The 19,047-nt window shown below is 63.0% G+C and carries 17 protein-coding genes; 14 read left to right on the top strand and 3 right to left on the bottom strand.

The window, feature by feature from the left end:
• Positions 1 to 40 precede the first annotated feature (40 nt).
• The 8 genes from dnaJ to CAURIM_RS09705 all read left to right on the top strand — a co-directional run bounded on the left by dnaJ (position 41) and on the right by CAURIM_RS09705 (position 7,294).
• Complete coding sequence (gene dnaJ, locus CAURIM_RS09740; RefSeq protein ID WP_201829313.1) at positions 41 to 1,183, top strand: molecular chaperone DnaJ; 1,143 nt, start codon at positions 41 to 43, stop codon at positions 1,181 to 1,183.
• A complete protein-coding gene (locus CAURIM_RS09735; RefSeq protein ID WP_070644579.1) occupies positions 1,183 to 1,923 on the top strand; it encodes a 16S rRNA (uracil(1498)-N(3))-methyltransferase in 741 nt (246 codons plus the stop codon). The genes dnaJ and CAURIM_RS09735 overlap by 1 nt, the downstream gene beginning before the upstream one ends.
• A gap of 10 nt (positions 1,924 to 1,933) precedes the next feature.
• Positions 1,934 to 2,899 carry a PhoH family protein gene (locus CAURIM_RS09730; protein WP_201829315.1) on the top strand — a complete coding sequence of 322 codons (966 nt, stop codon included), beginning with the start codon at positions 1,934 to 1,936 and terminating at the stop codon, positions 2,897 to 2,899.
• Positions 2,896 to 3,471 (top strand): rRNA maturation RNase YbeY, encoded by a 576-nt coding sequence (gene ybeY / locus CAURIM_RS09725; RefSeq protein WP_070446682.1) that lies wholly within the window; start codon positions 2,896 to 2,898, stop codon positions 3,469 to 3,471. The genes CAURIM_RS09730 and ybeY overlap by 4 nt, the downstream gene beginning before the upstream one ends.
• A 114-nt stretch (positions 3,472 to 3,585) precedes the next feature.
• Positions 3,586 to 4,434 carry a pyridoxal kinase PdxY gene (gene pdxY, locus CAURIM_RS09720; protein WP_070644582.1) on the top strand — a complete coding sequence of 283 codons (849 nt, stop codon included), beginning with the start codon at positions 3,586 to 3,588 and terminating at the stop codon, positions 4,432 to 4,434.
• Positions 4,435 to 4,800: 366 nt separating this feature from the next.
• Positions 4,801 to 5,796, top strand: coding sequence for a GTPase Era (era, locus tag CAURIM_RS09715; RefSeq protein WP_201829317.1), 996 nt, complete (start codon positions 4,801 to 4,803; stop codon positions 5,794 to 5,796).
• 18 nt (positions 5,797 to 5,814) lie between these two features.
• Positions 5,815 to 6,531, top strand: coding sequence for a DNA repair protein RecO (gene recO / locus CAURIM_RS09710; protein ID WP_070644583.1), 717 nt, complete (start codon positions 5,815 to 5,817; stop codon positions 6,529 to 6,531).
• A 10-nt stretch (positions 6,532 to 6,541) separates the two neighbouring features.
• Positions 6,542 to 7,294: an isoprenyl transferase gene (locus CAURIM_RS09705; protein ID WP_144656767.1), complete on the top strand. Its 753-nt coding sequence runs from the start codon at positions 6,542 to 6,544 to the stop codon at positions 7,292 to 7,294.
• A gap of 66 nt (positions 7,295 to 7,360) precedes the next feature.
• On the opposite strand, the gene CAURIM_RS09700 is transcribed toward CAURIM_RS09705, so the two are convergent.
• Together CAURIM_RS09700 and CAURIM_RS09695 are read right to left on the bottom strand one after the other, a co-directional pair.
• The gene (locus CAURIM_RS09700) at positions 7,361 to 7,780 is read right to left on the bottom strand and encodes a Fur family transcriptional regulator (RefSeq protein ID WP_201829319.1); all 420 of its coding nucleotides are present in this window, start codon (positions 7,778 to 7,780) and stop codon (positions 7,361 to 7,363) included.
• 27 nt (positions 7,781 to 7,807) lie between these two features.
• A complete protein-coding gene (locus CAURIM_RS09695; protein ID WP_201829320.1) occupies positions 7,808 to 8,107 on the bottom strand; it encodes an ArsR/SmtB family transcription factor in 300 nt (99 codons plus the stop codon).
• Positions 8,108 to 8,297: 190 nt separating this feature from the next.
• On the opposite strand from CAURIM_RS09695, the gene CAURIM_RS09690 reads away from it, so the two are divergent.
• Genes CAURIM_RS09690 through CAURIM_RS09680 form a run of 3 tightly spaced genes read left to right on the top strand, consistent with a single transcriptional unit; the run spans position 8,298 to position 10,620 of the window.
• Positions 8,298 to 9,677, top strand: a complete 1,380-nt coding sequence (locus CAURIM_RS09690; protein ID WP_070743739.1) for a glycine--tRNA ligase — start codon at positions 8,298 to 8,300, stop codon at positions 9,675 to 9,677.
• Positions 9,677 to 10,195 (top strand): hypothetical protein, encoded by a 519-nt coding sequence (locus CAURIM_RS09685; protein ID WP_201829322.1) that lies wholly within the window; start codon positions 9,677 to 9,679, stop codon positions 10,193 to 10,195. The genes CAURIM_RS09690 and CAURIM_RS09685 overlap by 1 nt, the downstream gene beginning before the upstream one ends.
• Positions 10,195 to 10,620 carry a hypothetical protein gene (locus CAURIM_RS09680; protein ID WP_201829324.1) on the top strand — a complete coding sequence of 142 codons (426 nt, stop codon included), beginning with the start codon at positions 10,195 to 10,197 and terminating at the stop codon, positions 10,618 to 10,620. Before CAURIM_RS09685 ends, CAURIM_RS09680 begins: the two co-directional genes overlap by 1 nt.
• A gap of 899 nt (positions 10,621 to 11,519) precedes the next feature.
• Here the strand turns inward: CAURIM_RS09680 and CAURIM_RS09675 are convergent.
• Positions 11,520 to 13,580 (bottom strand): TPM domain-containing protein, encoded by a 2,061-nt coding sequence (locus CAURIM_RS09675; RefSeq protein ID WP_201829326.1) that lies wholly within the window; start codon positions 13,578 to 13,580, stop codon positions 11,520 to 11,522.
• A 44-nt stretch (positions 13,581 to 13,624) separates the two neighbouring features.
• Between CAURIM_RS09675 and CAURIM_RS09670 the strand changes: the two genes are divergently transcribed.
• From CAURIM_RS09670 to CAURIM_RS09660, 3 genes are all read left to right on the top strand, one after another.
• Positions 13,625 to 14,209, top strand: a complete 585-nt coding sequence (locus tag CAURIM_RS09670) for a YdcF family protein (RefSeq protein WP_070446673.1) — start codon at positions 13,625 to 13,627, stop codon at positions 14,207 to 14,209.
• An 11-nt stretch (positions 14,210 to 14,220) separates the two neighbouring features.
• Positions 14,221 to 15,495 carry a deoxyguanosinetriphosphate triphosphohydrolase gene (locus tag CAURIM_RS09665; RefSeq protein WP_201829328.1) on the top strand — a complete coding sequence of 425 codons (1,275 nt, stop codon included), beginning with the start codon at positions 14,221 to 14,223 and terminating at the stop codon, positions 15,493 to 15,495.
• Between the two features lie 245 nt (positions 15,496 to 15,740).
• Positions 15,741 to 19,034 carry a LamG-like jellyroll fold domain-containing protein gene (locus CAURIM_RS09660; protein ID WP_201829330.1) on the top strand — a complete coding sequence of 1,098 codons (3,294 nt, stop codon included), beginning with the start codon at positions 15,741 to 15,743 and terminating at the stop codon, positions 19,032 to 19,034.
• Positions 19,035 to 19,047 lie beyond the last annotated feature (13 nt).

The following is a 19,047-nucleotide window of genomic DNA, read 5'->3' as shown; positions in this document are numbered from 1 at the left end:
TTAGATTTAGTATCAACGAGATATAGAAGGATGACAGTACGTGGCTCGTGACTACTACGGCATTCTTGGTGTAGAAAAGTCGGCGTCCGACGCCGAGATTAAGAAGGCTTACCGCAAGCTGGCGCGCAAGTACCACCCGGATGTGAACCCGGGCGATGAGGAGGCCGCGGAGAAGTTCCGCGAGGCTTCCCTTGCACAGGAGGTTCTGCTGGATCCGCAGAAGCGCCGGGTTGTGGACATGGGTGGTGACCCCATGGAGGAGCGCGCGGCCCAGGGCGGCGGCTTTGGTGGTTTCGGTGGCGGCGGCCTCGGGGATATCTTCGCCGAGTTCTTCGGCGGGGGAGCAGCCTCCCGCGGCCCGCGTTCCCGTGTGCAGCCCGGCGATGACGCGCTGCTGCGCACCACGATTACCCTCGAAGAGGCTTATAGCGGAGTGAAGCAGCAGGTCAAGGTCGATACCGCCGTGGTCTGTGACCGTTGTGAGGGCTCTGGTTCTGAGTCCAAGTCCAAGCCGGTGACCTGTGATCACTGTGGCGGTATGGGCCAGGTTCAGGAGGTCCAGCGCAGCATGCTGGGCAACATGATGACTACCCGCGATTGCCCGAAGTGCTATGGCTTCGGCGAAGTAGTCACCGATCCCTGCGGCCACTGCGGTGGCGATGGCCGCGTGCGCAAGCGCCGCGATATTACGGTGAACATCCCCGCCGGCATTGGTGATGGCATGCGCATCCGCATGGCTTCCCAGGGCGAGGTCGGCCACGGCGGCGGCCCCGCTGGTGACCTCTACGTCGAGGTACACACCGAGCCGCACCCCGTTTTCGAGCGCAATGCTGATGACCTGCACCTGACCGTGCGCGTGCCCATGGTGGATGCAGCTCTGGGCTCTTCCTGCACCGTCGAGCAGCTCGACGGCGAGGAGCTCACCATCGATATCGCGCCGGGCACCCAGCCGGGCGAATCCATCACCCTCCAGGGCAAGGGCATGCCGCGCCTGCGCACCGACGGATTCGGCAACCTCCACGCTCACGTGGATGTGGTGATCCCGACGGACCTGGATAAGAAGACCCGCGAGGCCCTCGAAAAGGTCCGCGCCGCCGGCCACGGAGGCACCGAGGTCCACCATGCCGGGGATGGCCAGGGCGAATCCCTTTTTAGCCGCTTCCGCGATAAGTTCCGCCGCTAATGTCTTTACCCGTCTTCCTCCACCCGGATCTTTCCCTCGCGGAGGTCAGCCAGCCGGTGGGCCTCGATGGTGCGGAGGGCCGCCACGCGGTCACCGTCAAGCGCATGGGCCCAGGGGAGCACTTGGTCCTGATCGATGGGTCCGGGCGCCGCGCTACCGCCACCATCACTGATACGCAGGGCAAGGACACGCTGGTCGCGCTTGTCGACGACCTCGCGATCCTCCCCGAACCCTCCCCGAGGGTGGTCGTGGTCCAGGCTATCCCCAAGTCTGAGCGCGCCGAACTCGCCGTCGACCTGGCTACCCAGGCCGGGGCGGATGAGATCATCGCCTGGCAGGCGGATCGCTGCGTGTCCAAATGGGATGCCAAGAAGGCCCCGAAGGCGCTAGCGAAGTGGGAATCTGCAGCCGTGGCGGCGGCGAAGCAATCGCGCCGAGTGCGCGTACCCGCGGTGCGCGGCCCGCTGACTACCCGCCAGCTATGCCAGGAGATTTCGGGTGCACGCGCCTTGGTTCTTCACGAGGAAGCTCAAGTGCGGCTCAAGGACCTGGAGGACCTCGACTCCGCCGGAACCATCTACCTACTGGTGGGGCCGGAGGGCGGCATCGGCGCGGAGGAACTGGCCCGCCTGCAGGACGCCGGTGCGACGGCGATCAAGTTGGGGCCGGAGGTGTTGCGGACGGCGTCGGCAAGCATGGTGGCCTTGGCCAGCATCGGCACCCTGACCGCGCGCTGGTAGCCTTTTGGGCGTGCCTATTATCACCACCAAGTTTGATCTCGATTCCGCCTACCTGGCCACGGTGCTCGGCCCGGCGGACGATAACCTGCGCGTTTTGGGCAACCTCGTGGGCGTGGACCTCTTTGCCCGCGGCACCACCATTACTGCCGCCGGCCCCGATTATGAGGTAGCCCGCGCGCGCAAGGTCCTGGAGGAACTCGAGGCGATTGCCCGCCGCGGTCACCCGGTGAGCACCGATACCGTGAAGCACACCCTGGACCTGGTCACGGTGGATGCCCCGGCCTCCGTGTCTGAGACGCTCGCGGCCGATATCGTCTCGCGCCGCGGCAAGGCCGTGCGCCCGAAGACGGTGGGGCAATCGCGCTATGTGCAGGCGATTGATGAGAACACGATTGTCTTCGGCATTGGTCCGGCCGGTACCGGTAAGACCTACCTGGCGGTGGCCAAGGCGGTGCAGGCCCTGCGCGCCAAGCAGGTCAGCCGCATTATCTTGACCCGCCCGGCCGTGGAAGCGGGGGAGAAGCTGGGCTTTCTGCCTGGCACACTCAACGACAAGATTGACCCCTACCTGCGCCCGCTCTACGACGCTTTGCGGGACATGATCGACCCGGAGATGATTCCGAAGCTCATGGAAGCCGGCATCATTGAGGTCGCCCCCTTGGCCTATATGCGTGGCCGCACGCTCAACGATGCCTTCGTCATCCTCGATGAGGCCCAAAACACCACGCCGGCGCAGATGAAAATGTTCCTGACGCGTTTGGGCTTTGGCTCCACCATCGTAGTGACCGGGGATATCTCCCAGGTGGATCTGCCCGGTGGCCAGGTCTCCGGGCTGCGCCTGGTGCGCCGCATTCTCAAGGGCGTGCCGGATATTCACTTCGCGGAGCTGGGCTCTGCTGATGTGGTGCGCCACCAGCTGGTCGGGCGCATCGTGGAGGCCTACGACAATTTTGTTGAGCAGGAGGAGAAGAAATGAGCATCGAGTTTATCAACGAGTCCGGCTATGACGGCGTCAACGAGGAGATGCTGATCGACGTCTGCTCCTACGCCCTCGGCCGCCTCGACGTGAATCCGGATGCCGAGTGCACCATTACCGCGGTGGACCTGGACACCATCGCGGAGCTGCACGTGCGCTGGATGGACCTGGAAGGCCCGACCGACGTGATGAGCTTCCCCATGGATGAGCTCACCCCGGGTGCTACAGGCGGGCGCCCCGACGCAGCGGAGGCCGGACCGGCCATGCTGGGCGATATCGTGCTCTGCCCAGAGTTTGCGCAGCGCCAAGCCACCGCGGCCGGCCACTCCTTGGGCCACGAGTTGGCTCTGCTCACCGTGCACGGTTGCCTGCACCTGCTGGGCTATGACCACACCACTGCGGCGGAAGAGAAGGAAATGTTCGGCCTGCAGAACGAGCTGCTGGCGGACTGGTATGAGGACTTGGCGGCCCGTGGTGTGAGCTACCAGCCCAAGCCTTCTGGCCCGAAGGCTTTCCCGGATGCCGCCGAGCGCGCGGAGCTGGATAAGGAAGTTCCCGGCGGCGGCATCTAAAGTGGCCCGGCGCGGGCTTGGTGCCGCGCCTGACACGGCCGCGCTAAGACAGCGTGTTTGCTAAATAAGGCCAATCGTTGAGGTGCGTGGTGGGGCGTAGCACAATGGAGAGTTATGAATATCCTCTCCATCCAGTCCCACGTCACCTTCGGCCACGTGGGCAATTCCGCAGCAGTCTTTCCTCTTCAGCGCGCTGGCCATGAGGTATGGCCTATCCACACGGTGAACTTCTCCAACCACACCGGTTACGGCGATTGGGGCGGGCCGATGATCCCGGCGGAAGAGGTCACGGCGATTGTGGATGGCATCGAAAAGCGCGGCGCCTTCCCGCGCATTGATGCGATCTTGTCTGGCTACCAGGGCGGTCCGGACATCGCCGGTGCCATCGTGGATGCTGTGAACCGCATCAAGGCGGTCAACCCCAAGGCCCTCTATGCCTGCGACCCGGTGATGGGCAACGCCAAGTCTGGCTGTTTCGTCTCCGATGAAATCCCGCCGCTGCTGCGCGATAAGGTCGTTCCGGTCGCGGACATCATCACCCCGAATCAGTTCGAGTTGGGCTACCTGACTGACTCCGAGGTGGGCACCTTGGAGCAAACGCTTGCCGCGGTGAAGCGCGCGCAGGAGATTGGTCCGAAGACTGTGCTGGTGACCTCGGTGCAGCGCCCAGAGACCAGCGAGGACGAGATTGAGATGCTCGCCGTTGATGGCGAGCGCGCCTTCCTGGTGAGCACCCCCAAGCTGCCGTTCAAGCGCAACGGTTCGGGTGACGTCACGGCCTCGCTTTTCACCGGCCACTACGTGGAAACCCACGATGCGAAGGAAGCGCTCAAGCGCACGGCTTCTTCGGTCTTCGACTTGCTGCAGAACACCTACGAGGCGGATTCGCAGGAGCTGCTCCTCATCGAATCGCAGGACACCTTCGCTCACCCGCAGCTGCAATTCCAGGTCGAGGAGCTCTAGCTTTCACGTCTCGGCAGCTTCGCGTGCTTGCCGCGGCCCCGCAAATGGCATCCCGCAGCAGGCATCTGTCACAAGGCGTTTTCACGCCTGAAAACGCCTTTTGCGGCGTCCAGATGGCGTTTTTACCACCAAAGACGCCCTTTGACAGACGCCTTCTGATCCGACCCCTCTGCAGGCCAGATAAACCCCGCAGAAGCACAGAAGGTCCCCCTAGTCTGGTCCCTTTGTGCAGAGAAGGGACCAGACTAGAAGGACCATCTGCCAGCGCATCGGCAGGAAGCTTTGCGGGCCGAACGGCGAGAGCCCGAGCAGAGCGATACAACAAGAACGGGACTCGGCAGCTGTTGCGTTATGATATGAGGCAATATGAGCACTGATTTCGATGCCGCCTTCGCCGACCTACCAGCCGAGGGCGAAGCCAACCCCGCCGACTACTCGCAGTACACCGACACGCCCGAGGGCTTCCGCTCCGGCTTCGTGTCTTTCGTCGGCCGCCCCAACACCGGCAAGTCCACCCTGACCAACGCGCTGGTGGGGCAGAAGATCGCCATCACGGCGGACCAGCCCGAGACCACCCGCCACCCCATCCGCGGCCTGGTGCACCGCGAGGATGCGCAGATCGTCCTCGTCGACACACCTGGCCTGCACCGCCCGCGCACTCTGCTCGGCGAGCGCCTCAACGAAGTCGTTAAAGACACGTATGCAGACGTTGACGTCATCGGCCTGACCATCCCCGCGGACGAAAAGATTGGCCCCGGCGATCGTTGGATCTTGGAGAACGTCCGCAAGGTCGCGCCGAAGACCCCCATCATCGGCATCGTCACCAAGCTAGATAAAGCGTCCAAGGACCAAGTCGGCGCCCAGCTGCTTGCCCTGCACGAGCTGCTCGCGGAAGAGAACCCCGATGCCGTGGTCATCCCCGTTTGCGCCACCGAGCGCGTGCAGCTGGATGAGCTGACCCAGGTCATCGTGGACCACCTGCCCGAAGGCCCCAAGTTTTACCCCGATGACCACGTCACCGACGAAGACCAGTCCAAGCGCATCGCCGAGCTGATCCGCGAGTCTGCGCTCTCCGGCCTGAAATACGAGCTGCCGCACTCGGTTGCCGTCGAAGTCGATGAGATTCTGCCTAGCCAGGAGCGCCCGGACGTCCTCAACGTCCACGCCATCCTCTACCTGGAGCGCCCCGGCCAGAAGCGCATCATCGAAGGCAAGGACGGCCGCCGCTTCCGCCGCATCGTGGGTACCGCCCGCAAGGAAATCATTCAGCTGCTCGGCCAGAACGTCTACCTTGACCTGCGTATTAAGGTGCTCAAGAATTGGCAGTCGGACCCGAAGGCGCTGGGCCGCCTGGGCTTCTAAAAGCCGGAGAACTTCCACATGCGCGAAAACTTCCGCGACCGCGCCCTTGTCATCCGCTCCTATGATTTTGGCGAGGCGGACCGCATCATCGTGCTCTTGACCCGTCGTCACGGCCTCGTGCGCGGGGTGGCCAAGGGAGTGCGCCGCGCCAAGTCGCGCTTCGGCTCGCGCCTGCAGCTCTTCGTTAACCTCGACGTTCAGCTTTATCCCGGGCGTAACCTCTACACCATTTCCCAGGCCGATACCGTGGATTACTTCGGCGCGCGCATCATCGAGGACTACGAGCGCTATACCGCTGCGTGTGCTGCCCTCGAATCCGCCGAGCGCCTCGCCGCCGCTGATGCCCCCGGCGATCCCTACCTCTATGAGGCCTGCGTCGATGTCCTCGACAAGCTTCAGCACGGCGATCCGCTCATGCTTCTCGATGCCTTCCTTCTCAAAGCCATGTCCCACGCCGGCTGGGCTCCCAGCCTTTTCGATTGCGCCCAGTGCCAAAGACCCGGCCCGCACCACGCCTTCCACCCAGCCGTGGGCGGGGCCGCCTGCCACCAATGCCGCCCACCAGGCGCCGCCGAGGTAGACCCAGAAACCCTGCACCACATGTGGCTCATCGCCCATGACCACCCCAGTCAACCAACGAACGCCCAAGCCCAAGAGGCCCATCGCCTCACCCGCGCGCACCTGCAATGGCATCTTGAGCGAAGCGTTGGCGCGTTGGGGATCATGGAACAGTAGACTGTAACCCGTGATTACGCCTGACCCGAACCGAGTTCTTCATCCGCCCGCTATCCCGCAGGAGTTCCTGCCGCGCCATATCGCGCTGGTCATGGACGGCAACGGCCGCTGGGCAGAGGAGCGCGGCATGAAGCGCACCGAAGGTCACCGTCGCGGGGAAGCAGTGCTTCTCGACGTCGTCGATGCCTGTCTTTCCCTCGGTGTTCCTTACCTTTCCGCTTATGCCTTCTCCACCGAGAATTGGCGCCGCAGCGCGGAGGAAGTCCGCTTCCTCATGGGCTTTAACCGCGATGTGCTGCGCCGCCAGCGACACTGGCTCAACGAGAGGGGAGTGCGCGTGGTCTGGGCCGGCCGCCGCCCGCGCCTGTGGCGCTCTGTGATCAAGGAGCTCGAGGCCGCCGAGGAGCTGACTAAGGACAACACCAAGATGACCTTGGTGATGTGCGTGAATTACGGTGGTCGCGCCGAGCTTGTCGACGGCATCCGGAAACTCGCCGAGCAAGTCTCCCGCGGCGAGCTGGACCCGCGCTTCATCAATGAGAAGACGGTCAGCTCGGTGATGTATGACCCCGATATGCCAGACGTGGATCTGTTCTTGCGCCCCTCCGGCGAGAAGCGCACCTCCAACTTCCTGCTGTGGCAGTCGGCTTACGCAGAGATGATTTACCAGGACAAGCTCTTCCCGGATTTCACTCCGGAAGACTTGTTCGCCGCGGTGGAGGAGTACGCGCGGCGTGACCGCCGCTTCGGCGGCGTCAAGTAGCGCGCGAGCTGTGTAGTGCTGTCAGGGGATGAAGATATCCTCGATGTGGCAGGAAAAGTGGCGTGTCTAAGACGCCGCGCGGCACTCGGCGCAGATGCCGAAGATTTCGGCATCGTGCCCGGTGAGCTCGAAGTCGTGCTCCTTGGCTACCGAGGAGGCCCACTCTTCAATCGGGCCGCCATCGATTTCTTCGGTGCGGCCGCATTTGGTGCACACCAAGTGGTGGTGGTGCGCATCGCTCTCGCAATGGCGGTAGAGGGTCTCGCCGGAGGGCATGTGGAGCGCATCAACAGCGTCAATCTCCGAGAGTGACTGGAGCGTGCGGTAGACGGTGGTGAGGCCGACTTTCTGGTTACCGTCGAGAAGCGCCTGGTGAATGTCCTTGGCAGACGCGAACTTGTCGAGACTACGCAGAACCTCAACGACGGCGGTGCGCTGGCGGGTGTTGCGAGCGCCGAGTTTGGGAATACTGTCGTGGATGGCCATGTGGCTTAGTTTATCAACACACTTCCATTAAGAGGTGGCCAGTGAGGCGTCGCGAAGCAAAGGCAGCACCCTCGGCGCCACCAGAGAGTAGCGGACTTCGCGGCCGGTGCGCTCGCTGTCGACGATGTTCGCGCGCTTCAAAACCCGCAGGTGTTGGCTAATAAGTGGCTGCGACTTGCCGGTCGCGGACACGAGTTCGTGGACGTAGTGATCGCGCTCGGCCAGGCGCTGAATGATGTCGATGCGCAACGGTGAATCCAAAGCGCTGATGACGGTGGCGGCCGCCGCGAGATCAAAGGAGAGAGTGTCAGTCTGGGTGTTGGTCACGCCATTCACCTTCAGTCATTTCTATCGGTGGAGAGTTAAAAAGAGAGCTATCGGTACTATAGCCGAAGAATGCGGAAATGTGTATAAAATGCACCACACTTTCGGGGTGAAGGCACGCGGTGATTGGGGGCACGCTAGACTAGGCCGCACTGTATAAAGACTGTCCCCTACCAGAGGAGTCCCATTAGCTATGGCATCCGTCATTGATACCGTCGTCAGCCTGTGTAAGCGCCGCGGCTTGGTCTACCAGGCAGGTGAGATTTATGGCGGTTCCCGCTCTGCGTGGGACTATGGCCCGCTTGGCGTCGAGCTCAAGGAAAACATCAAGCGCCAGTGGTGGCGCCACATGGTGCAGTCCCGCGATGACGTCGTGGGTGTCGATACTTCTGTGATCCAGCCGCGCCAGGTGTGGGTTTCTTCCGGCCACGTTGAGGTCTTTACCGACCCGCTGGTGGAGTCCAAGCACACCGGTAAGCGCTACCGCGCGGACCACCTGATTGAGGCCTACGAGGAAAAGCACGGCCACGAGCCGGCCAACGGCCTGGCTGATATCAATGATCCGGAGACCGGCCAGCCGGGTGACTGGACCGAGCCGAAGGCCTTCTCCGGTTTGCTCAAGACCTTCCTGGGGCCGGTCGACGACGAGCAGGGCCTGCACTACCTGCGCCCGGAGACCGCGCAGGGCATCTTCGTGAACTTCAAGAACGTGATGACCTCGGCGCGTATGAAGCCGCCGTTCGGTATCGCGAACATTGGTAAGTCTTTCCGCAACGAGATCACCCCGGGTAACTTCATCTTCCGCACCCGCGAGTTTGAGCAGATGGAGATGGAGTTCTTCGTCAAGCCGGGCGAGGACGAAGAGTGGCACCAGTATTGGATCGATGACCGCTTCAACTGGTACATCGACCTCGGTATCAAGAAGGAGAACCTGCGCCTCTACGAGCACCCGCAGGAGAAGCTCTCCCACTACTCCAAGCGCACCGTGGACGTGGAATACGCCTACAACTTCAAGGGCTCCAAGTGGGGTGAGCTGGAAGGCGTGGCCAACCGTACGGATTACGACCTTTCCGTGCACACCAAGGGCTCGGGCGAGGATCTGTCCTACTTTGACCAGGAGGCCGGCGAGCGCTGGACCCCGTACGTCATCGAGCCGGCGGCCGGCCTGGGCCGCGCCATGATGGCCTTCCTTATCGACGCCTACGACGAAGAGGAAGCCCCGAACGCCAAGGGCGGCACCGATAAGCGCGTGGTGCTGCGCCTGGACCGCCGTCTGGCTCCGGTCAAGGTGGCCGTGCTGCCGCTGTCCAAGAAGGAAGAGCTGTCCACCCCGGCCCGCGAGCTGGCCAACAAGCTGCGCGCGAACTGGAACGTGGAGTTCGATGTGTCTGGTGCCATCGGCCGCCGCTACCGCCGCCAGGATGAGATTGGTACTCCGTTCTGCGTGACCTATGACTTCGACACCCTCGAGGACAACGCGGTCACCGTGCGTGAGCGTGACTCCATGGAACAGGAGCGCGTCAAGCTCGATGAGCTTGAGGCTTACCTGGCCGCCCGGCTGATCGGCTGCTAATGCACTACACCAGCTGGGACCGCAGCGACCGCAAGAACCCGGTGCTCCTCGTGGGGGAGGGGCCGGCGTCGTTGGGCATGTTCCAGGAACGCTCGGCAGATGTGGAAGGCGAGCACTGGCGCTTGGGCCTCGATGACCTGGGCGCGTCGGTGACCTTGGAAGATGACCGTGTCTACCGCCTGGCGGGCAACCCCAAGCGCGATAAGCGTTTGGAGGCCTCGCTGGATGGACGCACCTTTGCCTTCATCAACGAGGCCGGCGGGGACTGGATTGTTGAGGACCACGAGGGGCTGAAGATTGCCCAGTTTTCCTCTAAGAACTCTGGCGTGCGTAAGGCCATCCTCGAATTTGAGGGCGAGGACAGCGACGATTCCGATGATCTCAGCCATTCGGAGATTGCGGCTTTAAGCTGGTTTACGCGCGTCATTTTGGAGGCCCGGACGCAGAAGACCGCGGTCCCGATTATCGCGACGCTGCTGCTCATGACCATCGTCGCCATCATCGCGGTGCTTCTCTGATGCAACGTTGGGTGTGGCGCGACGGGGCGTTGGCGGATGGCGCGGGGGAGGTCATCGCCCGCGTGAACCCGACAGGCCTGCAGCTTTCTGCTACGGGCACCACCATCGCCTTCGAACACATCCCGGGCGCGCGCAGCTTTACCGTGCGTGGGCCCGAATTTTCGGCGGAGCAGACCAGCTTCACGGTGAACAAGCTGCGCGCGCTCTGTCAGGGCCGCGAGTACCTGCTCGAGCGCACGAACCCCTTCCGCCGGCAGCGCCGCATCCTTGCTCTCTCGGATGCCACGTCGGCCGAGGTCGCCCGCACCACCCCGCGGGGCCGCGACCTCGAGGTCGCAGTGGGCGAGCTTCCCCTCACGGACGCCGTCTTCACCAGCTACTGTTGCCTGCTTCTCGACGGCCCCACCCGCCCCTTCCGCACCTAAGCCCACTTCGCCTTCTTGCTGCCCGCCTGCTAGGCCTTGTTTTCCGCTCTCTCACAGATGGTCCTTCTGGTTTGGTCCCTCTACTTTGGTCTCTTCTGTGTGCAAAGGGACCATGTGGCGCAGCTTTTCGTCTGATAGATGGTCCCTTTACTGGACAAAGGGACCAGAATGAAGGCACCAAACTAAAGGGACCTTCCGCGATATAGCCAGAACTGGCGTGGAAACTTGGGTGATTTTATTAAAAAGGGGAGCTCTTCTAGCATCCTTGCTCGGCTTGGTATGCCGGTAGAGGGTTCTAGTTAGATGGTTGCAGTCATAAGGTTTGTTTGCCCCCAAACGAACCATCTAGCTCGGTGCAGAAGGTTTACTTGCCCCCAAGTAAACCGTTTGACTGCAGCCTTTTGAGAGAAGCCTTTTGCCGAGAACCATGTGCATGACTGGTTCACGCCTACCGTGTGTTTGCACCACCCCGTATCCGAGGAGCTGATTGGCCGGCTACCGAGCCGGGGTTCAGTCGCCCGATGTGTGCACAGGAAATGTGGCAGACGGTATCTCACAAATGGCATCCAGCAGAAGGCATCTGACAAATGGCGTCTGACAAAAGGCGTCTTTGGGGCTGAAAACGCCATGTGGAGGGCGCAAAAGGCGTTTTTAGCTGTGAAAACGTCTTCTGGAAGATGCCTTTTGCAAGGCGCCTTTTGCGAAATGCGGCGCTTGCCTTTCGTGAGATGCCATGTAGGACCGCCCGGGGTGTGCGATACCGGATGTGGGCCGCAGGCTTCGAGGCCTAGGCGCGGGAAGGGGAAGAGGGGGCTGGGAGGGGCTGGCGCGGGGAGAGAGGACGGAGAAGTGGGTTCAGCCGGCTGGGAGGGGCTGGCGCGGGGAAGGGGAGAGGGCGGCTAGAAGGAGCCGCCGCGGAAGCCGCCGCCTCCGCCGCCGCCCGAGAAGCCGCCTCCGCTGAAACCGCCACCACCGGAGAAGCCGCCGCCGAAACCACCGCCGAAACCGCCGCCACGGGAGCTGCCGCCGCCGAGAATCTGGCCGATGACCATGCCGGTCAAGATGTTGCCCGCGGCATCGGTGGCCTGGCGGCGCTGCTCCTGGCGGCGGTAAGCCTCCAGGTCTTCCTTCGCGCGATTGAGCGAGGTCTGCGCGGCAGAAGCGGCATCGCGGGAGTAGTTGAGCGCCGCGCGTAAGTCCTTGGAGGCGGAGTTCTGGGCTTGGGCGAAGAGGCGGGTGGCATCGGCAAGCGCGACGCGCGCATCGGGGCCCACCACGCGACCCCGCGAGGACAGCAGGTCTTCAGCTGCCTGGATGGCGGACTCGGCAGCAGCAATCTGCTGGCGGTAAAGCGCGATTTGGCGCTCGCGGGTGGCGTTGGTCTCGCGCACGGTATCGAGCTGCTCATCCAGCTTGCTATCGAGAGCCGTCAGCGCTGTGTACTGACCCAGCGGGTCTGCCTGGCCATGCTGGCGAGCCGCACTGAGCGCCTCCCGCGCCTGAACGAGCAGCGACTCCAGCGCGGACCAATCGGCAGGGGAGCCCTGGGCCTTGCCGCGCTGCTCGAGGTGCTGTGCTTCAGCAATTTCTTCCTCAACCTCATCGATGAGCGCCGGCAGGTTATCGCGCGCCGCGGTGATCGAGTTCTCCGCATTCTCAACGGCATTGAGGAGGCGGTCGGAGACCTCCAAGGCGTGCTCGGCATCGCGGATATAGCCCACTAAAGGACCCTGTTGGCCAGCGGGCTGGGACTGCAGTTCCCGGCCGCGCGAAAGCAGCTTCTCGGCCTCGTCGAGCGAGACCTCCGCCATTTCTGGGTTATCCGCAATGGAGGACAACACCTCCTCGGAGTAGGAACCACTGAGCGTGGACAGAGTCGTGCGGGCCTGCGGCAGGCGCCCGCGCAGATCGACGGTGCGCTGAGTCAGCTCATCCAGCTTAGAGCCGGCGTTAATGAGCAAGTCACGCATCTTGGCAAAGTCCGCCGCCTGCTCATCCAACGCATCATCGGCCTGCCCGCAGGAGGAGATGATCTCCACCAGCATCTGGCGGCGCTCCGCCGTCGATTCCGGCAGGTTGTCCTGAAGCTTCTGCTGCAGCTGGAAAGCCTTCTGCAACGTCAGCGTGGAGTGGTTCATTGCGCGCGTGAACGGGCGGGTGCGCTCGGGGCCGAACTCGGCCACCGCAATATCCAGCTCCTCCTTGCCGCGGCGGATCGATTCATCCGTGGAGACCAGCTCTTCCTGTGCCAGCTTCTCCAAGGTGTCCACATCCAAGCGGTCCAGCTGTGCGGTATTACTCGGCTCAATCTGGCGCGCGGACTCCAGCGTAGCCGCCGAGTCCTTCTTGGTCTTGCGCCGGCTTGCCACCGCGATGCCACCGCCGGCCAACGCCAGGGCACCTGCGCCGCCAGCCAGCCATAGACCACCCGACCCATCGGAATCAGAAGAGCTGGATGAACCAGCTGAGCCAGAAGAGGAACCCGAAGAACCGGTCGCGGCAGCGTCGACAAGCGCGAGCGCGGAGGCACCGAACTGGTGACCGTCGGCAAGCTTGGCGTAGGCCGCCTCATACATCACATCCAGGCGCCCGCGCGGCCAGTCATTGCCCGTCTGCACGCCCACGGTGGAATCATCCACGCCCACCACATAGGCTGCGGAGTTCGGCCCCTTAGACTTCACAATGCTGTCCGCATAGCTCTCCGCGCCCTCCGGCAGCGAGGAGGCAAAGACCACGAAAATGACCACGTGGTGCTCCTGCTGCAGTGTGCTAATCTTGTCTTCCAACTCGGCCTTTTCCGAATCTGAGAGCACCCCCGCCTCATCCGTTACCTTATCCGTGAGCGAGGCCGCCTCCGGCGCGGCAAGAACGAAATCCGCAGCCATAGCGGGGCTAGCAGTGGCCAACCCCAACACAAGAGCAGCAAGGGCGGCGCGACCAAAACGAGCAGCAGTAGTCATGCGCACCACGATACCTTCCCATTCATCGCTAGAGTGGTCAGACAGTGAAGTACGTTATTGTCCTCGGCGCTGCGCAATACGACGGGCGCCCCTCCCGCATCCTGTCCGGCCGTGTGCGCTTCGCCGCCGAGTACGCCGCCGCGCACGACCTGCCCATCATCACAGTCGGTGGGAAGCTGCCCGGCGATAGGTTCACCGAAGCCGGGGTAGCCAAGCGCTTGCTTGACGACGAACCCCTCACCGTCACCGCCCTGGAAGAAGGCCTGGACACCCGCAGCGAGCTGGTTGCTGCCCGCGACAAGCTGGGTGTGAGAGAGGCCGTCATCATCACCGATCCGCTCCACCGCCTGCGCACCTTCCTCATCGCCCGCCAAGAGGGGATTGCGGCCACGGTGCTGGGCACGCCCTATTATCCTTCCCCGCGCTTTTCCATCCCCTGGTGGCGCTACCTGGCCCACGAGAGCGGTGGCTTGGCCTACCTGGGCTTGCGCACCTTGCTGGGGGAGGAGCGCACCGAAGGCGTGCGCGCGGCCTTCTACCGCATCGAGCGCCTCATCCGCCCCAACCAGGCCCTGCGCCACCGCGTCATTGGCGCGAGGCAGCCCCAGGATGGCCAGGACTCCGCCTAAGCTGGAACACTGTGAGCTATTCCTATCGTGCAGAAGACGTCGCCCGCCTTGCCTCCGAGTCACCCAAAGGCTCGGCCCTGCTCAAAAGCGAGGAGCACCGCGGCGCCTTCTCCCGGGACCGCGCCCGCGTCCTGCATTCCGCGGCCCTGCGCCGCCTAGCGGATAAGACCCAAGTGGTGGGCCCGCGCGATGGCGATACCCCGCGCACCCGGCTGACACACTCCTTGGAGGTCAGCCAGATTGCCCGCAGCATCGGTGCGGGCTTAGGGCTGGACCCGGACCTGTGCGACATGGCGGGTCTGACCCATGACATTGGCCACCCGCCCTACGGCCACAACGGCGAGAATGCCCTCAACGAGGTGGCCCTCGGCGGCTTTGAGGGCAATGCCCAGACCTTGCGCATCCTGACCAAGCTGGAGCCCAAGGTGGTGCTGGATACCCCGGCGGGCCCGCGCAGCTATGGCCTCAACCTCACCCGCGCCTCACTCGATGCCGCCTGCAAATACCCCTGGACCAAGACCAACCCGGATGGCACAACCAACCGCAAATACGGCGCCTACGACGAAGACGCGGACGTGCTGGAGTGGCTGCGCCAAGGCCACCCAGACCAGCGCAAGTCCATGGAAGCTCAGGTCATGGACTGGTCGGATGATATCGCTTATTCCGTCCACGACGTCGAAGACGGCATCATCTCCCGCCGCATCTCTTTGAACGTGCTCTGGGACCTGGTGGAGCTGGCCAACCTCGCGGACAAGGGCGCAAAAGCCTTCGGCGGTAATGCCGATGAGCTCCTCGAGGCAGCCGACCGCCTGCGCCAGCTCGATGTCATCAACGCCATCGGCAATTTCGATTACTCCCTGCGCTCTTATGCCAACTTAAAGAAGATGACCTCGGAGCTCGTCGGCCGCTACGTGGGCGCTACTGTCTCCGCCACGCTCGCGGCTAACGACGGCCCCCTCGGCCGCATGCACGGCGACCTCGCCGTCCCACCAGGCGCAGTGGCGGAGGTGACGCTGCTGAAAACCATCGCCGTGCTCTACGTCATGGATGAGCCCGCCCACCTGTCCCGCCAGGACCGCCAGCGCGAGCGTATCTACCGCGTCTACGACTACCTGGCGGCCGGCGCGCCGGGCTCGCTGGACGCCACCTTCTCCCTGTGGTGGAAGCAAGCCGAGACCGATCTGGAGCGTGACCGCGCCATCATCGACCAGATTGCTTCCATGACGGAATCCCGCCTGGAGCGCCTGGCGCAGCGCAGCGCTGACCTTTTCGGCTTCCTCAGCTAGCCGGCAACCAGTCAGCAGCAGACCAGCGCCAAGCCCAGCAGCGCCGTGCCCCACACAACGGCACAGCATCCCAAGAGACGCCCGTCACCCGATAGTTGAACACCGTTCACTTGGGTGTTACATAGCTGACAACTCTTCTTAAAACCGGCCACCTAACCTCAGGCAGGTCCGCGCGCCGCCAGGCCCCTTTGAAGCCTGCCCGCAGCGGAAGTCTCTTCATTTGCATTAACTGTCAAGGAATTTTTGTGTCTCAGAAAAAGCTGCATAAAGCCGCGCTCATTGCCTCTATCAGCCTCGTTGGCTCCAGCCTCGTCTCTCCCGCACTCGCCTCCGCCCAGAACCTGCCCCAGGCAGACATCCTGGATCTCTCCTTTGAGAACGGTGTCATCAGCAACTCCGCATCTGATGCCGAGCCGCTGAAGATCGGCGAGCCCACCGTGGAGCAAGACAGCGTGCTTGAGCGCCCCGTGGCTCACTTCGATGGCCGCAAGGATGCCGTCGGCTTCGACATTGGGGATAAGTTTGACCAGATCAAGGACGGCTTCACCGTCGAGTGCGTTTTCCGCTATGACGGGGACTTCGACGGCAACGAAAAGAGCCTCTGTGCCAACAAGGAAGCCGGCGGCTGGGCCATGGTCATCTACGGCGACCAGCTCACCTTCACCGTCAACGGCAGCGATGGCTACAAGAAGGCCCAGCAGCAGGTGGAGCCGGGCCAGTGGTACCACGCGGTCGGTGTCTATGACGGAAACAAGAGCGAGCTCTACGTCAACGGCGCCAAGGTGGCTGAGAACACCGAGATCAACGGTGAGGTGACCAAGCCCAAGTCCAATTCCACCGCCGTGATGATCGGCGCGGATTCCGGCCGGGATAACGCCGCCCAGTTCTACTCCGATGCCGTGGTCAGCGAGGCCCGCATCTTCTCCGATCCGTTGGGCGAAGATGAGGTTTCCGCCCTCTACGAGGACTCCAACCTGAGCACCGATAAGAAGGCGGAGATCACCGGCTCTACCCCGAGCGCGGGTCAGCACCTGACGGGCCCGGTGACTTTCGACGTCCAGTTCAACGACGATGCCCTCATCTCCCGCGAGCTCACCTACACCCTGGACGGCGAGGACATCGAGCTGGGGCAAGAAATCGGAGCTGGCCTCAAGGAAGGAAACCACTCCATCCAGGCCGAGGGCCGCGATGTCTTTGGCAACCCCATCTCCCAGACCATCGACTTCACCTCCGGCAACCTCCCGGGGGCCGCCGGCACCGACTCCACGCCGAGCGGCGAGGGCATCACGATCTCCGCTCGCGCAGATAACCCGAGCGGTGGGGAAGTGGAGACCACTTTCACTGAAGCCGATGTGGCTGTAGCGGAGAAGGGCTTCCAAGGCACCTTCACGGATATCCCGGAGAGCCTGGACTTTAAGTGTGAAGACGGCGAGGACTTCGACAAGGCCCTCAACCCGGACAACGAGGATGCTCAGGAGACCAGCTCCACGGAGCACATGCCTTTCCAGCGCTTTGACCTGAAGCTCAAGGACGCTGAGAAGAAGACCCACGACATCGCCTGGTCCGGCACCGTGGACCCCAAGCGCTCGGTGCGCCTCATGGCCTGGAACACCACAACCAATAGCTGGGAGAAGCTCGCGGAAACCCGCGGCGCGGCCGACGCTCAAGTAAGCCTCAGCGCGGAAGTCAACCAAGATTTCGTCGACGGTGACACCATCCACACCATGCTGGTGGGCTACGACGTCTTTGCCGATGACCTCAACGAGCCCGTCAACGAGCAGTTCGCCGACACCAGCGACTATGACTTTTCCATCGCCCACCACACCGATACCCAGTACCTCTCCGAAGGCGCGGTAGAAAAGGCCACCGCCGAGGAGCGCAAGAAGTGGGAAGAAAGCTACACCGCGGCCACCCAATGGATTGCCGATAACGCCGACGAGCGCAAGATCGCCTACTCCGCACACACCGGTGACATCATTGAGAACTGGATTGGCAAGGACAATGACCGCCCCAATGCCAAGAAGGAATTCGAGGTAGCCTCCAACGCCCAGAAGATTCTGGAGGACGCCGGCGTGGTCAACGGCGTGCTGCCGGGCAACCACGATAACCAAAGTGGCGCGGATGTCGGTGCCGGCAACCTCTACAACGAGTACTTCGGCCCGGAGCGCTACGAGGCTCAGCAGGGCAAGGGTAAGTGGGCTGAGCAGGATGCCTCCTACCACCCCTATGCTGAGGGCGATAACGACAACCACTATGACCTGTTTTCCACCAACGGCATGGACTTCATCGCCCTGCACCTGGGCTATGACGTCACTGAGGAGGAAGCCGCGTGGGCGGATAAGGTGCTCAAGCAGTACTCCGACCGCAACGCCATCTTGTTGACCCACGCCTACCTCAAGCCTTCCGCTAGCCCGGATGGCCGCGGCTCGGACTTCTCCCACGACGGCGTGATGGTTTATGAGAACGTCATCCAGAAAAACCCCAACGTGGCCCTGGTCCTGGCCGGTCACGAGCATGGCGTGTCCATCGTCAGCCGCAAGGACGTCGGCCACACCAACAACCACGTGGTGGAGCTTCTCGCGGACTACCAGTTCTACGAGGTCGGCTCCGATGAGCTGGGTCTGACGGAGATCGGCGACTATGACGGCGACACCGGCTTGCGCTTTGGCTCCAGCTACCTGCGCCTCCTGCAATTCGATCTGCAGAATTCAGAGATGATCGTGGATACGTATTCGCCGCTTCTCGACGACCACAATGCCACCGAGTACGACGACCGCCAGCGCTACAACGGCCACGAGGACGAGTTCCGTATTCCGATCCAGTTCCAGACCCGCAAGACCAGCTTTGCGACGAACTCCATGCTCGCCTTGACCGATACCGGCAAGGAGATTGGCACAGACACCGCCAAGTCCGGCTGGCCCGCCAGCGTGACCTACAAGGACGTCAAGGCTGGCGAAGCCTATGGCTGGTACGCCACCTCCGCGGATGCTTCTTCCAAGGAGGGCACCAAGCCTGGCATCGTGCGCCAGTTCGGCGTCTTCACCGCGCAGGAGCAGGAAAAGGAGAAGGATAACAAAGCCCCTGAGCTCACCGTCCCCAGCGACAAGCTCACCATCACCAAGGGCCCCGAAGCCAACCTGCTTGAGGGCGTGACCGCCAAGGACGATAAGGACGGTGACCTCACCGACAAGGTGAAGGTCGTGGGCAACATCGACACCGCCAAGCCGGGCGTGTACTCCGTCACCTACGCCGTCACGGACTCCGCCGGCAACCAGGCCTTGGCCTCCCGCGTCGTGGAAGTCACCGCCGGCAACCAGGGCGACAACACCGGCTCCAGCAGCGACAGCAGCAGCTCTAACCACGACGGCTCCAGTGGCTCGAGCGACCACTCGAGCAACAGCTCGAGCCGCGGAAGCGTCCTCCCCGCCATCCTCGGCGCCCTCTTCGGTGCCGCAGGCGCCACCGCGGTCATCGCCGGTCTGTTGAACTACCTCGCCCCGGAGGTCCGCGACACCATCAAGCGCGCCCTCGGCCTCTAAGCCCCCAGCAGGC

It is taken from the genome of Corynebacterium aurimucosum (genome assembly GCF_030408555.1).
GTDB lineage: Bacteria > Actinomycetota > Actinomycetes > Mycobacteriales > Mycobacteriaceae > Corynebacterium > Corynebacterium aurimucosum.
The sequence above is the reverse complement of the archived record's forward strand: the minus strand, read 5'-3'. Positions and strand labels throughout refer to the sequence as shown.

Coding starts and splice junctions, on each gene's coding strand:
- CAURIM_RS09735 (WP_070644579.1), top strand. CDS start 1,183: ATGTCTTTACCCGTCTTCCTCCACCCGGATCTTTCCCTCGCGGAGGTC.
- ybeY (WP_070446682.1), top strand. CDS start 2,896: ATGAGCATCGAGTTTATCAACGAGTCCGGCTATGACGGCGTCAACGAG.
- pdxY (WP_070644582.1), top strand. CDS start 3,586: ATGAATATCCTCTCCATCCAGTCCCACGTCACCTTCGGCCACGTGGGC.
- era (WP_201829317.1), top strand. CDS start 4,801: ATGAGCACTGATTTCGATGCCGCCTTCGCCGACCTACCAGCCGAGGGC.
- recO (WP_070644583.1), top strand. CDS start 5,815: ATGCGCGAAAACTTCCGCGACCGCGCCCTTGTCATCCGCTCCTATGAT.
- CAURIM_RS09700 (WP_201829319.1), bottom strand. CDS start 7,780: ATGGCCATCCACGACAGTATTCCCAAACTCGGCGCTCGCAACACCCGC.
- CAURIM_RS09690 (WP_070743739.1), top strand. CDS start 8,298: ATGGCATCCGTCATTGATACCGTCGTCAGCCTGTGTAAGCGCCGCGGC.
- CAURIM_RS09685 (WP_201829322.1), top strand. CDS start 9,677: ATGCACTACACCAGCTGGGACCGCAGCGACCGCAAGAACCCGGTGCTC.
- CAURIM_RS09680 (WP_201829324.1), top strand. CDS start 10,195: ATGCAACGTTGGGTGTGGCGCGACGGGGCGTTGGCGGATGGCGCGGGG.
- CAURIM_RS09675 (WP_201829326.1), bottom strand. CDS start 13,580: ATGACTACTGCTGCTCGTTTTGGTCGCGCCGCCCTTGCTGCTCTTGTG.